The sequence below is a fragment of the Erythrobacter sp. 3-20A1M genome (genome assembly GCF_018636735.1).
GTDB lineage: Bacteria > Pseudomonadota > Alphaproteobacteria > Sphingomonadales > Sphingomonadaceae > Alteriqipengyuania.
In genome coordinates this window covers 708,133-722,962 of the sequence record NZ_CP045200.1, presented here as the reverse complement: position 1 = coordinate 722,962, position 14,830 = coordinate 708,133, and the positions used below count along the sequence as shown (strand labels likewise).

The following is a 14,830-nucleotide window of genomic DNA, read 5'->3' as shown; positions in this document are numbered from 1 at the left end:
CTATCTTCCCACGCTGGTATAGGTGAAGCCTTGCGCCGCCATCTCCTCGGGCCGGTAAATATTCCTCAGATCGACGAGCACCGGTGCATTCGCGAGTTGCTTCACTCGTCCAAGGTCGAGCGCGCGGAAAACGTTCCATTCGGTCACGATCACGACCACATCGGCCCCCTCGATCGCGGCGTAGGGATCGTCCTTCATCTCGACCTGCGGCATCAACGGCGCGGCCTGTTCCATCCCCTCCGGATCGTAGGCGGCGACGTTCACGCCTGCATCGATCAGCGTCTGGGCGATCGCGATCGCCGGGCTGTCGCGCATGTCATCAGTATTTGGCTTGAATGTGAGGCCGAGCAGGCACGCGCGCTTGCCGCGCGCCTCCTCCTGCCCGCCCAGCGTTTCGAGTACCTTGCGGCCCATCGCGCGCTTGCGGCTCTCGTTGACCTTCGACACCGCCTCGACGATCCGCGTGGGGCTGTCGTAATCCTCGGCCGTTTTGAGCAGGGCGAGGGTATCCTTGGGGAAGCACGATCCGCCGTAGCCGGGGCCGGCGTGCAGGAACTTCGACCCGATGCGGTTGTCCATCCCGATGCCGCGCGCAACATCCTGGACATCGGCGCCTACCTTCTCGCACAGATCCGCCATCTCGTTGATGAAGGTGATCTTCGTCGCGAGGAAGGCGTTGGCGGCGTATTTGATGAGTTCAGACGACCGACGGTTGACGAACAGGATCGGCGATTCGTTCAGGAACAGGGGGCGATAGACCTCGCGCATGACCTCGCGCCCGAAATCGTCTTCCGCCCCGATCACGATCCGGTCGGGTCGCTTGAAATCGCCGATGGCCGCGCCTTCGCGCAGGAATTCCGGGTTCGACACCACGGCGACGCGATGGCCGCGCTCGGCGGCACCGCTATCGGCCAGAATGCGTTCGACCGCATCGCCGGTGCCCACCGGAACGGTGGACTTTGTCACAACAACCGCATCGTTTGCGAGGTGTTCGCCCACCTCCTTCGCCACAGCATAGACGAAGGAGAGATCGGCGTGACCGTCGCCCCGGCGGCTGGGCGTACCGACGGCGATGAAGATGGCGGCCGCGTCCTTGATCCCTTCGGCGAGATCGGTGGTGAAGGTCAGGCGGCCCGCCTTCACATTGCTGTCGACCAGCGCATCCAGACCGGGTTCGTAGATCGGCATGATACCGTCGCGCAGGCGCGCGATCTTGTCCTCGTCGCGGTCGATGCAGACGACGTCGTGGCCGAAATCGGCGAAGCAGGCACCGGACACCAGTCCGACATATCCGGAGCCAACCAGAGCGATCTTCATATGGGCTTCAGTTCCTTAAGCCGATCGCGCCGCGACGGATCGCGATCTTTCCTTTGTGATCCACCGCCTGCAACGACCGTCGCTCTTCCCCTTCCAGGACGAGCGTGGTCAAAACGCCGGTGCGATAAGCTCCCGTATCGATACCGATCCGGTTGGGCTGCTCATCGATGGCCTCCTGCACGGTATGTCCATGGATTACAAGTTGGGGGTGGGGGTCTCGATGCGACAGGAACCGCTCGCGAATCCAGCGCAGATCGCTCGATTTCTGCTGGTCGACGGGGACGCCGGGGGCGATGCCCGCGTGGACGAACAGATAGTCGCCCGCGACGATGCAATCCTCGAACCCTTGCACGAATGCGCGATCGGCTTTGGGCACCGCGGCATGGAGCAGATCCTGCAGCCGATCCATCGGACCATCCGCGATATCGTCCATCGCAATCCCGTAGCTGCGCAGCGTCTGGACTCCGCCATGGCGCAGGAAGTGGCGCAGGATGGCCTGATCTTCGAAGGATTCGAGGAACATCTCCTCGTGATTGCCGGCGAGGATGCGCACGGCCCGCTGCTGTTGCCAGTCGCGGGCCCGCGCAATCACCCCGGCGCTGTCGGGGCCTCTGTCGATGAGGTCGCCCAACAGAACGACGGTGCTGTCCGCCTGGCCACCCTGCCGGTCGTCGTCGTCGATGGCCTCGATCATGCGATCGAACAGGTCGAGACGGCCGTGGATATCGCCAATAAGGTAATATCGCGAGCCGGGGGGCACCGCATGGCGCGGCTTGGGCGATGATGCCGAGAAGAGGGTGCGGAAAAGGCTGGCCATAAGATCGGTATCAAACTCGCGAAGGGCTTTAGCGGAATATGGACCCGGCTGGCCGAATTGCGCGGGTCCGAACGCGCGATTGATCGCCCCTGATGCCAAAATGCAACGATAGGGCACGGAAATTGCGCACCCGCTTGTGCAGTGCAATATTCCGCTTCATATCACACCGCAATACGCAAGAGATCGTTCGGCACGGACCGGGCGACCCGCGAACCCGCAGGTGGGACGAAGCAGTCACGAGAAGGAGACACTCCTCATGCTTACGTCCAAGCGCGGCTTTGCCGCTACTTCCCTCATCGCGATCCTAGCGATGTCCGCCACTCCCGCCTTTGCCGGAGAGGGCCGTGCCCCCGATTCGCAAAATGACGATGGCGCGACCGAAACACCGGCACCGGTTATCGATCTGACACTTGCCTCCGATGGCGGTGACGCCACCAAGCGCGACGCGCAAAGCGTCGACCTGTCCCGGTCCAGTGCAATCGCCGGCGAATCGGGCCTGACGGTTTCGGGCAATGTCGCACTCGTCACCGACTACCGCTTCCGCGGCGTATCCCTCTCGGCGGGCGAACCGGCGGTCCAGGGCGGTATCGATGTGGTCCATTCGAGTGGCTTCTATGTCGGTGCCTGGGCCTCTTCGATCGAGGATTCCGCCGTGTACGGCACGATGGAGCTTGACCTCTACGGGGGCTGGAGCGGCACTATCAGCGATGGGATCACCCTCGATGCCGGCCTGCTGTACTATACCTATCCGGCGGACAGCAAAGGGGCCGCCGCGGGCGATTACTTCGAACCCTACGCATCGATCGGGACGACTCTCGGTCCGGTCGGTGCCACTGTCGGCATCGCCTATGCGTGGGATCAGGATTCCCTCGGCGATGACGACAATATCTATGTCTATACCGATCTCCAGACGGCGGTTCCCGGTACCCCGCTGACGCTGACGGGGCATGTCGGCTACACCGATGGTCCGCTCGCTCCGCCCTTTCTCGCCGGAACAGCGGACAAGACCGGATGGGACTGGTCGGTCGGCGCGAGCATGACGGTGCTGGGCGGACTGACCGCCGGGATCAGCTATACCGACGTAGGCGGCCCGTCGATCGACGACTTCACCAATGACGCCTTCATCGGCACGCTGTCCTACAGTTTCTGACTGTCGGTTGTGCCGTTATCGCGAAGCCCGCCTCGGATTGTGAGGCGGGCTTCGTTGCGTTAAGGCGCGCGGCGATGACCCAATATCTCCATACCATGATCCGCGTTACGGACCCCGCCGCCACCATCGCCTTCTTCGAGATGATCGGGCTGCGCGAAGTGCGCCGCCGCGATGTCGAGCAGGGCCGGTTCACCCTCATCTTCCTCGCCGCGCCGGGGCAGGAGGGGGAGGCCGAACTGGAGCTGACCCACAACTGGCCGCCGGAAAACGGAAGCGCGCCCGAACAGTACGATGGCGGCCGCAATTTCGGCCATCTCGCCTATCGCGTGGACGACATCTACGACACCTGCGAAAGGCTGATGAACGCGGGCCATGTGATCCACCGTCCGCCGCGCGACGGGCATATGGCGTTCGTCAAATCGCCCGATGGCATATCGGTGGAACTGCTACAGGAAGGCAGTCTTCCGCCGCGTGAACCCTGGGCCAGTATGGAAAATTCCGGCACCTGGTAAGCTGCCCGAACGCAGCGGGACCGGACCGGCGCATGCCGGTCCCTCTCATTACGGGCTGGATGGATAGGTCGCTTGGCCCGCGTCCTCTTCCGGATGGGCAGTGGTCATCCGCAGGACTACGTAACCGACTATCGCCGAGATCAGCGAGCCGCCCAGAATCCCGATCTTGGCCTCGTCTATCAGTTCCGTCTGACCGTCGAACGCCAGTTGCCCGATGAACAGCGACATGGTGAAGCCGATCCCGCACAGGATGGTAACGCCCCAGATTTCGGGCCAGCTCGCATTTTCCGGCTTTTTCGCGAACCCGACCTTGGTCGCGGCGACGATGATGCCGAAGATGCCGATCTGCTTGCCCAGGAACAGCCCCGCCGCGATCGCGATCGGCAGCGGGTCGACCAGCGCCCCCAGCCCGAGCCCGGAGAAATCGACCCCGGCATTGGCGAAGCCGAAGACGGGAACCACCAGATAGGCGCTCCACGGGGCGAGGTTGTGTTCGAGCCGTTCCAGCATCGATTGTCCGTCGCCCGTGCGCAGGGGAACGGTCAGCGCGGCCATTACGCCCGCGATAGTGGCGTGAACGCCAGAGAAGAGCACCGCGGCCCACAGCAGAACTGCGAAGAGGAGAAACGGCCACATGCGCTTCACGCCGAACCGGTTCATCCCGATCATCACGCCGAAAATGGCCAGGCTGATCGCCAGCCACATCGGATCGATGCCCTTGTTGTAGAAGGCGGCGATCACCAGCACGGCACCGATATCGTCGACGATCGCGACGGTCAGCAGAAACAGGCGCAGCGAAGAAGGCACGCGGTTGCCCAAGAGGCCTAGCACCCCCATCGCAAAGGCGATGTCGGTCGCCGCAGGAATCGCCCAGCCGCGCACGAGATGCGCGCCCTCCGCCGTCACCACCGCGACGAAGATCAGCGCCGGAACGATCATGCCGCAGGCGGCCGCCAGGACCGGGAGCCGCCGCTGCGCCGGGTCCGACAGCTGCCCGCTGACGACTTCCCGCTTCACCTCCAGTCCGACGACGAAGAAGAAGATCGCCATCAGCCCGTCGTTCACCCACAGGTGAAGCGTGTTGAGCTTGAAGACGCGGGGCGAGAACCAGTAGTCGTGAAACAGCGCGTGGTAGCTCTCCGACAGGGGCGAGTTCGCCACAGCCATCGCCGCCGCAGCGACCAGGATCAGGAGAATGCCTCCGGACGCGTCGCCGACGAACAGCGCGCGGACAGGTGCGAGAGCCCGAACGATGGGCTTGGGTATCGGATCAACCATTGCGGGCGGGAGCTTTCGGGGAATGTTTGCCAGGTTGCAAGGCCGCGAATGCTCCGATAGCTGTCTTTTCTAGGGGAAAATACGGGGGCGCTTTCATGTCGGCAGGGTTCGATGCGGTGCACTGGCTGGTGCTCGTGCAGAACGAACTGCTGCTGTTCTCCGCAACATTCTTTGCCCTGGGCGCGCTCGACGAGGTGGCGGTCGACCTTCTCTGGCTGTGGGGCAAGCTTACCGGGCGGATCAGAACCCACCGGATCGATCGCGAGGCGCTGCCGCGGACGCTGGCCGGACGCGCGGCGGTGCTGATCCCCGCCTGGCGCGAGGAAAAGGTGATCGCCATCACCATCGCGCATCTGCTCGATGCCTGGCCGCAGGCCGAGTTAACGCTCTTCGTGGGCTGCTATCGCAACGACGATGCGACGATGGCGGCGGTGGCGGGGGCCGTCCGTTCCGATCCGCGTATCCGGCTGGTGGTGCACGAGGCCGATGGTCCGACGACCAAGGCGGATTGCCTCAACCGCCTCTATCGGGCGGTCAGTCAGGAAGAGGAGCGGCACGACTTCCGCTTCCGTCTCGTCATGCTGCAGGATGCGGAGGACATGGTCGATCCCGCTGCGCTGGCGCTGGCCGATGCGGCGATCGATCACGCCGATTTCGTGCAATTCCCGGTGCTGCCGCAGCCACAGCCGAAATCGCGCTGGATCGGGGGGCACTATTGCGAGGAGTTCGCCGAGGCTCATGGCAAGGCCATGCCGGTTCGCGGGTTGATCGGGGCCGGCCTGCCGGCGGCGGGCGTGGGGTGCGTCTTTGCGCGCGACATGCTGGCGCGCATCGGTTCGCTCGATCCGGAGGGACGCCCGTTCCACCCCGACAGCCTGACCGAGGATTACGAACTCGCCCTGCGCATATCCGCCATGGGCGGGCGCTCCCGCTTCTTGCGCGCGCGCGACCGTTCGGGTCAGCTGATTGCGACGCGTGCCTGCTTTCCCGCCGATCTTTCCGCCGCGGTGCGCCAGAAATCACGCTGGATAAACGGGATCGGCCTGCATGGTTGGGACCGGGTGGGCTGGAGCGCCCGGCCGGTCGAGATATGGATGCGTTTGCGCGATCGCCGGGGGCTGTTCTCCGCCCTGCTGCTCACCATGGCCTACGCCTTGCTGATCGTGGGCGCGCTGGATCTGCTCCTGGGCTTTCTCGGCTTGCTCCCGGATTTCGCCCTGCCGCCGGGCGTGTGGTGGCTGATTGCGCTCAACTTCGCTCATCTTTGCCTTCGGGCGACCACGCGGTTCGTCTTCACCACCCGTGAATACGGCTGGGCGGAGGGATTTCGCGCGGTCGCGCGGCTGCCCGTTTCCAACATCATCGCGATCATCGCGGCGCGGCGCGCGCTGGCGGCCTATCTGGGCGTTCTGCGCGGTAGCAAGGTGCACTGGGACAAGACCGATCATCCGGTTCACGCGGTTTCCCTGCAGGCGCGGGAAGCCGCTGGATGATCGGCGGCGTGCGGAACGCCCGGGGTGGCCCGCTGCTGGCGCTCGGCGGACTGGCACTGGCCTGGGCAGGTCTGCGAGCGATGACGTGGGCTTCGCCATTTCCGGTGTTCCCGGCACTCGCTCTGCCGCGACCGTCCGCAGCGCAGGCGGCCGCGATGCCCATGAAGGCACTGCACGACAGGGGCGGGGTGGGGCGCGCTCCCGCGACCGCCCTGCCGCTGGCCTTTCCGCCCCGGCTGGCCCCATCGACAGCGCCAGGTCCCACCCATCTTGCGGTTCGGTCATGGGTGAAGGAAGCGGGTGGTTCCGCTGGCACCGTCGGGGAGATATTCAGGATGGCAGCACCCGGCGGACCTGCCTTCGCCATCCGGCAGAGTCTCCCGGCGGGGAGAAGGATGGCCGCGGCCCCGGTACCGATAATTCCCCTCAACCTCGCCGCAGGAAACGTCGGGGCGGCGCGCTGGAGCCTCGATAGCTGGCTATTCGTTCGCGAGCGCGCAGCCGGCCTGACGAGCGCCGGAACCACGCCGGCGAATTACGGCGCAAGTCAGGCGGGGGCGGTCTTGCGCTATCGCCTGGCGCTCGGCTCGTCTCTCGATCCCGCCGCCTATGTGCGTGTCGCAAGGGCGCTGGGCTCGACGCACGAGACCGAGGGCGCGGCTGGCCTCTCCGCCGTGCCGGTCGCATCGATCCCGATTCGCCTGCATGGGGAGGTCCGCCTGCGACACGATCGGGCGGGCTCGACCATCGCGCCGTCCGCTTTCCTCACCACCGAGCTCCCACCTTTGCCGCTGCCGGGGCGCTTCCGGTTGGAGGCCTATGGCCAGGCGGGATATGTGGGCGGGCGATATGCGACCGGCTTCGCGGACGGTCAGGCGCGGATCGACCGGGCAATGGGCACCGTTGGCCCGCTCGAATTGCGGGCGGGCGCGGGCACCTGGGCCGGGGCGCAGAAGGGCGCGGCGCGGGTCGATATCGGACCCACGGCGAGCACCCGCATCGCCCTGGGTCCCGCAAGCGCGCGCCTCTCCGTCGATTACCGCATCCGGGTGGCGGGGAACGCCGCGCCCGGTTCCGGAGTAGCCGTCACGCTCAGCGCCGGTTTCTGAAGGCCGCGCAAAGCGGGGTCTAACCGCGCTTTGCAAGGTGACATGGAACCGCCCGGTCCGCTACGGCTGGTGCGCCCATGGATGTCTATCTCCCCATTGCCAACCTGTCGGTGAATGGCCTGGTCATCGTGGGACTGGGATTCATCACCGGACTGCTGTCCGGCCTGTTCGGGGTCGGGGGCGGGTTCCTGACTACGCCGCTGCTGATCTTCTACGGCATTCCCCCGACCGTCGCCGCCGCTTCCGCGGCGACGCAGGTGACCGGTGCCAGCGTGTCGGGCGTGCTGGCGCACAACCGGCGCGGCGGGGTCGATTATCGCATGGGGGGCGTGCTGGTCGCCGGGGGCGTGCTGGGCGCCCTGTTCGGGGCGGTCCTGTTCCGCATCCTCCAGTCGCTGGGCCAGATCGATGTCGTCATCAACGTGCTCTACGTCGTCCTGCTGGGATCGATCGGCGGGCTGATGATGCGCGAGGCGGTCAATTCCATTCTCGAGCGCAATCGCGGGTCGAGCCGCCCGGCGGCGCGCCGCCGCCACCATCCGCTGGTCGCCGCGCTGCCCTATCGCTGGCGGTTCTATGCCTCCGGGCTCTACATCAGCCCGCTCGCCCCGTTGCTGCTGGGGTTCGGCGTCGGCATCCTCACCATGCTGATGGGCGTGGGCGGGGGCTTCATGCTGGTGCCCGCGATGCTCTACATCCTGGGGATGAGCGGCAACGTCGTGGTCGGCACATCGCTGTTCAATATCCTGTTCGTGACCATGGCGACGACCATGACCCATGCCCTGACGACCAAGGCGGTGGACCTGGTGCTGGCGGTGCTGCTCCTCGTCGGATCGGTGCTGGGCGCTCAGGCTGGCACGCGTCTCGCCCTGCGGGTGAAGCCCGATGCGTTGCGCGTGGTGCTGGCGGCGATCGTCCTGCTCGTCGCGCTGCGGATGCTGTACGGGCTTGGCGTGCGACCGGACGAGGTCTTCACGGTAACCGAGCTATGAAGCGGGTGCTGGCGTTGCTGGTGTGCCTCGTCGCGCTCACCGCCCAGCGCGATCCGACGCTGGTGCCGGAGGTGTCGCAGCACGAGGTGAATGTGCGGCAGGGCTTCGTCGGCACGGAGCTGCTGCTGTTCGGCGCGGTGCTGGCACCCGATGGCCGGGCCGATGCGAATTACGACATCATCGTGGTGCTGAAGGGCCCGACCCGCCCGATCCTGGTGCGCGAGAAGCGCCAGATCGGGGGCATGTGGATGAATGCCGAAAGCACCGCTTTCCGCTCCGCGCCCAGCTTCTTCGCGGTCGCATCCTCGCGCCCGATCGACCGGATCGTGGACGATCGCACGGCGGCGATCTTCGAATTCGGCACCGGGTTCATCCAGCTTTCCCCCTCCGGCGCGATCGATCCGGAGGAGCAGGACCGGTTTCGCGCCGGGCTGGTCGATCTGCGCCAGCGCGAGGGGTTGTATATCGAGGACGACGAGGGCGTGAAGGTGAGCGAGGGCGTGCTGTACCAGGCCCGGATCGAGCTGCCGTCCAATGTGCAGACGGGCATCTACACCGCAGAAACCTTCGCCGTTTCCGATGGCCGGGTGCTCGCGTCCGCCACCGCGGAGGTCGAGGTGCGCAAGGTCGGGTTCGAACGGTTCGTGGAGCAGTTCGCGCTGCACCAGTCGTTGCTCTACGGCCTGCTCGCGATCTCGCTGTCGGTCGTGATGGGCTGGCTCGCGGGGCGCGCGTTCGGACGCAGCTGAGCGCGGGGCAACACGAAATTAACCAGCTTCGCGCTAGGCCGCCGATCCGTGATCCCATGACCAGCGGCAGGGCGACCCCGACGACATGACGCAGATGCAAAACAGCGATGCCTTCGTGGAGCGCCGCCCGGCACCGGCCCCCGATATGGACAATGCCGCGCGGGCGATCGGCACCGTGCTGGAAGTCTCGGGCGCGGGCGTGAAGCTGGCGCTCGACAGCGCCCGGCTGCGCGAATGCAGCGCCGATCCCGACCCCGCCATCGCGCAGGCCGGGCAGGTCGGCAGCCAGGTGAAGGTGCGCGTCGGGGGCAACTGGCTGCTCGCCTCGATCCGCGATCAGCGGCGGGCGGGGGCCGATGGCAACGCCATCGCCTCGATGGCCGATTTCCTGGGCGAGGGGCAGGAGGAGCGCGTGACCGGCCGGATGCACTCCTTCCGGCGCGGCGTGTCGCGCTTTCCCGTACCGGGCGATCGCATCTTCCCCACCACCACGGAGGATCTGCGCCAGACCTATGCCAATACCGGCAGCACCTGTATCGAGATCGGAACGGTCTATCCCACGCGCGATACCCGGGCGGCGCTGTATATGGACGCCTTGCTGGGCAAGCATTTCGCGCTGCTCGGTTCCACCGGCACGGGCAAGTCGACCAGCCTCGCGCTGATCCTGCATCGCATCTGCGACAGCGCGCCCGAAGGGCATGTGGTGATGATCGACCCGCATGGCGAATATACCGCCGCCTTCCGCGATCGCGGGATGACGCTGGACGTCTCCAACCTGCAGATGCCGTACTGGATGATGAACTTCGCCGAACATTGCGAGGTGCTGCTGACCAGCCAGGGCCACGATCGGCAGGTGGATGCGGACATCCTTGCCAAATGTCTCCAGCGCGCGCGGGCGAAGAACAAGATCGCGCAGGAACTGGGCAAGGTGACCGTCGATTCGCCCACGCCCTACCTGCTGTCCGACCTCGCCGTGGCGCTCACCGACGAGATGGGGCAGCTGGACAAGGCGACCAACACCTCGCCCTACATGCGCATAAAGAACAAGCTGGAGGAGCTGCGGGCCGATCCGCGCTATCAGTTCATGTTCTCCGGCATGCTGGTCGCGGACACGCTGAGCGATTTCATCTGCCGCGTCTTCCGCCTTCCGGGCGGCGGCAAGCCGATCTCCATCATCGACGTCTCCGGCGTCCCGTCCGACATCACCGCCACCGTCGTGTCGGTGCTCAGCCGCCTGGTGTTCGATTATGCGGTGTGGGGCCGGAAGGAGGGGACGCGCCCGATCCTGCTCGTGTGCGAAGAGGCGCACCGCTACATCCCCAGCGAGAAGAACGCGGACGGGTCCTCGGTCGCCGACATCCTCAGCCGCATCGCAAAGGAGGGGCGCAAATACGGCATCTCGCTGGGTCTGGTGACGCAGCGCCCGTCGGACCTGGCGGAAGGGGTGCTGTCGCAATGCGGCACCATCATTTCGATGCGGCTCAACAACGATCGCGACCAGGCGTTCGTGAAGGCGGCGATGCCCGAGGGGTCGCGCGGCTTCCTCGATTCGATCTCTGCCCTGGCCAATCGCGAGGCGATCGTTTCGGGCGAAGGCGTCTCGATCCCGATGCGCCTGCGCTTCGATCCGCTGGACGAGGCGAAGCGGCCCGCGTCCGAAGATCCCAGCTTCTCTAAAATGTGGGCTTCGGGCGGGGGCGAACGCCAGGCGGTGGAGCGGATCGTCCAGCGCTGGCGCAACCACAAGGCCTAGGGGTTCGCGGCCGCGGCGGGTCAGGTCCCGCGCGTATCGCCGTAGAGGTGGATATGCAGCCGGTCGGACAGGCGAAAACCATGGCGCAGGCATAGCGACGCCAGCCACGCCTCGCGGGCGCGCAACGTCTCGCTATCGGTGCCTTCCGCCATCAGGAAGACGTGGCCGGGGCGAAAGCGATAGCGTTCCTGCAATGCCAGCACCTCCTCGACGTCGGTCGGCTCGGCGATCACGAATTTGAAGAAGGCGCGCGGGTCGGTCGCGTAGGCGTCCAGCCGTTCGGGCAGCAGCGCGAGCTCGGCCGGATTGCCGCTATGCGCCAGCTTCGGGCTGACATTGAACTGGTCGATCCGCACGTCCAGCCGCGGCGGCGCAGCGACGGTGCCGTTGGTTTCGATCTCCACCGCGATGTCGGGTAGATGCTCCAGCATTTCGGCTAGGCCCGCAGCCTGCAACAAGGGCTCGCCCCCGGTGATGACGAGCCGGTCCTGCCCCAGCGCGGCGATCCGGTCGGCCACCTCGCGCGGCGAAAGCTTCAGCTGGTTCGCGCCCCGGTCGAAGGTTTCGCCGCCGCGATGCGGCCGCGCATCGCCTTCGAAATGCCAGGTATAGGCGGTGTCGCACCACACGCAGGCGAGGTTGCAGCGCGACAGGCGCAGGAATGCGACCGGACGCCCGGCGCTCGGCCCCTCGCCCTGCAACGAGGCGAAGATTTCCGGCTCGTTCGCAGCCTGGGTGGCGAGGGTCAGCTGCATGCGGAATCCAACAGGATGGAACACATGGAACAGTGTCCTGAGGGCGAAAAAACCGCCGCTGTCGCCCGGTTTGCGACGGCGCGGGACATGGTCGGTCGGGAGACGGGTGGGCGAGCGTTGGTCACGCCCGCCCTATGCCACGCCGGGTGCGGGGTAGGAAAGCCGTTCGCCTAGCCCAGCCGCGCCAGCGCCGCCTCGATCCGCTCCGCCTCGGCGGCGTGATGGGCGCGGTCGGCACGCGCCTTCTCGACCGCCTCGGGCTTCGCCTTCTCGACGAAGGCCGCATTGCCGAGCCGCTTGTCCAGGCTGTCGCGCTCCTTTGCAGAAGCCGCCAGCGCCTTCTCCAGCCTCGCCTTCTCCGCGCCGATGTCGATCACTCCCTCCAGCGGGATCACGACCGCGTCGCCGCCCGCCGTTATCTGCATCGCGGGGCCGACCGGGGCCTCGCCTACATGGACCGGCGTCAGCCGCGCGAGCCGTTTCACCGCCGCACCGGCGCGGTCGAGCACGCCCGCCGCGACGGGGGAGGGATCGGCGATCCACGCCTCCAGCTTCGCGCCCGGCGCGATGCCGAGCTCGTTCTTCGCCGCCCGGACGGAGGTGGTAAGCGCAATGACCCAGTCGATCGCGGCGACCGCCTGTTCGCTCACCTGCGCTTGCGGTTCGGGCCACTTGGCGAGGATCAGTTCGTAGGGACGCTTGCCCCCCTGATGCTCGGCCTGCGCATGCCACAGCTCCTCGGTGACGAAGGGCATGAAGGGGTGCAGCATGACCAGGATCTGATCCAGCGCCCACCCGGCGACCGCGCGGGTTTCCTCCGCCGCGCTCGCTTCGGCATCGCCCTGCAACACCGGCTTGATCAGCTCGAGATACCAGTCGCAGAACCGGTCCCACACGAAGTGGTAGATGGTGTTCGCCGCCGCGTCGAAGCGCAGGTCCGCCAGCGCCTCGTCCAGCGCGGCGACGGTCTGCGCGACCTCGCCGATGATCCACTGGTTGGCGGCCATGCGCGCGGGCGGGGCGGCGATGGTATCGCTCGCGCCGATGCCGTTCGCCTGGCAGAACCGGGTCGCGTTCCACAGCTTGGTCGCGAAATTGCGGTATCCCTCGACCCGCGCCTCGTCCATCTTGATGTCGCGGCCCTGGCTTTCCATCGCCGCCATGAAGAACCGCAGCGCATCCGCGCCGAAGCGGTCGATCAGGCCGAGCGGATCGACCACATTGCCCTTCGATTTCGACATCTTGGACCCGTCCGCCGCGCGCACCAGCCCGTGGAGGTAAAGCCGCGGCCACGGCACCTCGCCGGTCAGGTGCATCCCCTGCATCAGCATCCGCGCGTCCCAGAAGAACAGGATGTCGAAGCCGGAGATCAGCAGGCTGTTGGGATAGTGCTTGTAGAAGAGGTCGGTGTTGTCCGGCCAGCCGAGCGTGGCGAACGGCCACAGGGCAGAGGAGAACCACGTGTCGAGGACGTCATTGTCACGGGAAAGCGCGATGCCATCGCCCGCGAGCTGCTGGGCCTCCTCCTCCGTTTCTGCGACGAAAACGTGCCCATCCTCGGCATACCATGCCGGAATGCGGTGACCCCACCACAGCTGGCGCGAAACGCACCACGGCTGGATGTTTTCCATCCAGTTGAAGAAAGTCTTCTCCCAGCTTTTGGGCACGATCTCGACCCGCCCGTCGCGCACCGCGTCGATCGGGGCCTGCGCCAGCTTCTCGGCATCGACGTACCACTGGTCGGTCAGCCACGGCTCTATCTCGACCCCGCCGCGGTCGCCGAAGGGGGTGGGGATGGTGCGCGGCTCGGCGTCGTGTTCAATTTCTTCGCCGTTCTTGTCCTTCGTCACATGCGGGACGAGGTGGCCGCCTTCCTTCATCAGCGCGACGATGCGAGCGCGCGCGTCGAAACGTTCGACTCCGATCAGTTCTGCTGGGACTTTGCCGTCCGCGGTTTGGACTACCCGCGCATCGGCGTCGAACATGTTGAGCATGTCGGCGGGCGCGATTCCTGCGCGCTTGCCCACCTCGAAGTCGTTGAAATCATGGCCTGGCGTGATCTTCACCGCGCCGCTGCCGAGGGCAGGATCGGCGTGCTCGTCGGCGACGATGGGAATCTCGCGCCCTGTGATCGGCAGCTTCACCTTCGCTCCGCGCGCTACCAAATCGGCGTAGCGCTCATCCTCCGGGTGCACCGCCACCGCCATGTCGGCGAGCATGGTTTCGGGCCGCGTGGTGGAAACGCGGATCGAACCGCTTCCGTCCGCCAGCGGGTATTCGAAGGTCCAGAAACTGCCCTTCACATCCTTGGTCTCGACCTCGAGGTCGGAGATCGCGGTCTTGAGCGCCGGGTCCCAGTTCACCAGCCGCTTGTCGCGATAGATCAGCCCGTCATTGTAGAGATCGACGAACACCTTGGTCACCGCGGCGGAGAAATGCGGATCCATGGTGAACTGCTCGCGACTCCAGTCCATCGAGCAGCCTAGGCGGCGCAGCTGGCGGGTGATGGTGCCGCCCGATTCCTCTTTCCATTCCCACACCTTGGCGACGAAATCCTCGCGCGAATAGTTCGTGCGCTTGTCCTGCCGCTCCATCAGCTGGCGTTCGACCACCATCTGCGTGGCGATCCCGGCATGGTCGGTGCCGACCACCCACAACGCATCCTTGCCGCGCATCCGCTCGTACCGGATCACGATGTCCTGCAGCGTGTTGTCGAGCGCGTGGCCGATATGCAGGCTGCCCGTCACGTTGGGCGGCGGGTTCACGATGGTGAAGGGTTCGGCGTCGGGCCGGTCCGGCCGGAACAGGCCGTTCTCCTCCCAATGGGTGTACCAGCGCGCCTCGATGGAGGCGGGATCGAAGGTGGTGGGCAGCTTGGCGTCCATAGTGCCACGGCCTTTGCCAG

The 14,830-nt window shown here is 66.1% G+C and carries 12 protein-coding genes; 7 read left to right on the top strand and 5 right to left on the bottom strand.

Annotated features, from left to right (window positions below):
- Positions 1-1,317: a UDP-glucose/GDP-mannose dehydrogenase family protein gene (locus tag F7D01_RS03470; protein WP_215228852.1), complete on the bottom strand. Its 1,317-nt coding sequence runs from the start codon at positions 1,315-1,317 to the stop codon at positions 1-3.
- Positions 1,318-1,324: 7 nt separating this feature from the next.
- Positions 1,325-2,134: a metallophosphoesterase family protein gene (locus F7D01_RS03465; protein ID WP_215228851.1), complete on the bottom strand. Its 810-nt coding sequence runs from the start codon at positions 2,132-2,134 to the stop codon at positions 1,325-1,327.
- A 256-nt stretch (positions 2,135-2,390) separates the two neighbouring features.
- Here F7D01_RS03465 and F7D01_RS03460 point away from each other — a divergent pair, with 256 nt between their 5' ends.
- Together F7D01_RS03460 and F7D01_RS03455 are read left to right on the top strand one after the other, a co-directional pair.
- Positions 2,391-3,284 (top strand): TorF family putative porin, encoded by an 894-nt coding sequence (locus F7D01_RS03460; RefSeq protein ID WP_251567034.1) that lies wholly within the window; start codon positions 2,391-2,393, stop codon positions 3,282-3,284.
- Between the two features lie 74 nt (positions 3,285-3,358).
- Complete coding sequence (locus F7D01_RS03455; protein WP_215228850.1) at positions 3,359-3,796, top strand: VOC family protein; 438 nt, start codon at positions 3,359-3,361, stop codon at positions 3,794-3,796.
- A 48-nt stretch (positions 3,797-3,844) separates the two neighbouring features.
- On the opposite strand, the gene nhaA is transcribed toward F7D01_RS03455, so the two are convergent.
- Positions 3,845-5,074 (bottom strand): Na+/H+ antiporter NhaA, encoded by a 1,230-nt coding sequence (gene nhaA, locus F7D01_RS03450; RefSeq protein WP_215228849.1) that lies wholly within the window; start codon positions 5,072-5,074, stop codon positions 3,845-3,847.
- Between the two features lie 95 nt (positions 5,075-5,169).
- Between nhaA and F7D01_RS03445 the strand changes: the two genes are divergently transcribed.
- From F7D01_RS03445 to F7D01_RS03425, 5 genes are all read left to right on the top strand, one after another.
- The gene (locus F7D01_RS03445; protein WP_215228848.1) at positions 5,170-6,567 is read left to right on the top strand and encodes a glycosyl transferase family protein; all 1,398 of its coding nucleotides are present in this window, start codon (positions 5,170-5,172) and stop codon (positions 6,565-6,567) included.
- Positions 6,564-7,676: a hypothetical protein gene (locus tag F7D01_RS03440; protein ID WP_215228847.1), complete on the top strand. Its 1,113-nt coding sequence runs from the start codon at positions 6,564-6,566 to the stop codon at positions 7,674-7,676. Before F7D01_RS03445 ends, F7D01_RS03440 begins: the two co-directional genes overlap by 4 nt.
- 77 nt (positions 7,677-7,753) lie before the next feature.
- A complete protein-coding gene (locus tag F7D01_RS03435; protein ID WP_215228846.1) occupies positions 7,754-8,668 on the top strand; it encodes a sulfite exporter TauE/SafE family protein in 915 nt (304 codons plus the stop codon).
- Positions 8,665-9,417: a TIGR02186 family protein gene (locus F7D01_RS03430; protein WP_215228845.1), complete on the top strand. Its 753-nt coding sequence runs from the start codon at positions 8,665-8,667 to the stop codon at positions 9,415-9,417. Before F7D01_RS03435 ends, F7D01_RS03430 begins: the two co-directional genes overlap by 4 nt.
- 85 nt (positions 9,418-9,502) lie before the next feature.
- Complete coding sequence (locus tag F7D01_RS03425; RefSeq protein WP_371819675.1) at positions 9,503-11,170, top strand: ATP-binding protein; 1,668 nt, start codon at positions 9,503-9,505, stop codon at positions 11,168-11,170.
- A gap of 20 nt (positions 11,171-11,190) precedes the next feature.
- Here the strand turns inward: F7D01_RS03425 and F7D01_RS03420 are convergent, their stop codons facing one another.
- On the bottom strand, positions 11,191-11,925 hold the full coding sequence (locus F7D01_RS03420; protein ID WP_215228844.1) for a 7-carboxy-7-deazaguanine synthase QueE: 735 nt from the start codon (positions 11,923-11,925) through the stop codon (positions 11,191-11,193).
- Between the two features lie 170 nt (positions 11,926-12,095).
- The gene (locus F7D01_RS03415; protein ID WP_215228843.1) at positions 12,096-14,810 is read right to left on the bottom strand and encodes a valine--tRNA ligase; all 2,715 of its coding nucleotides are present in this window, start codon (positions 14,808-14,810) and stop codon (positions 12,096-12,098) included.
- Positions 14,811-14,830: the final 20 nt, after the last annotated feature.

Coding starts and splice junctions, on each gene's coding strand:
- F7D01_RS03470 (WP_215228852.1), bottom strand. CDS start 1,317: ATGAAGATCGCTCTGGTTGGCTCCGGATATGTCGGACTGGTGTCCGGT.
- F7D01_RS03465 (WP_215228851.1), bottom strand. CDS start 2,134: ATGGCCAGCCTTTTCCGCACCCTCTTCTCGGCATCATCGCCCAAGCCG.
- F7D01_RS03460 (WP_251567034.1), top strand. CDS start 2,391: ATGCTTACGTCCAAGCGCGGCTTTGCCGCTACTTCCCTCATCGCGATC.
- F7D01_RS03455 (WP_215228850.1), top strand. CDS start 3,359: ATGACCCAATATCTCCATACCATGATCCGCGTTACGGACCCCGCCGCC.
- nhaA (WP_215228849.1), bottom strand. CDS start 5,074: ATGGTTGATCCGATACCCAAGCCCATCGTTCGGGCTCTCGCACCTGTC.
- F7D01_RS03445 (WP_215228848.1), top strand. CDS start 5,170: ATGTCGGCAGGGTTCGATGCGGTGCACTGGCTGGTGCTCGTGCAGAAC.
- F7D01_RS03440 (WP_215228847.1), top strand. CDS start 6,564: ATGATCGGCGGCGTGCGGAACGCCCGGGGTGGCCCGCTGCTGGCGCTC.
- F7D01_RS03435 (WP_215228846.1), top strand. CDS start 7,754: ATGGATGTCTATCTCCCCATTGCCAACCTGTCGGTGAATGGCCTGGTC.
- F7D01_RS03430 (WP_215228845.1), top strand. CDS start 8,665: ATGAAGCGGGTGCTGGCGTTGCTGGTGTGCCTCGTCGCGCTCACCGCC.
- F7D01_RS03425 (WP_371819675.1), top strand. CDS start 9,503: ATGACGCAGATGCAAAACAGCGATGCCTTCGTGGAGCGCCGCCCGGCA.
- F7D01_RS03420 (WP_215228844.1), bottom strand. CDS start 11,925: ATGCAGCTGACCCTCGCCACCCAGGCTGCGAACGAGCCGGAAATCTTC.
- F7D01_RS03415 (WP_215228843.1), bottom strand. CDS start 14,810: ATGGACGCCAAGCTGCCCACCACCTTCGATCCCGCCTCCATCGAGGCG.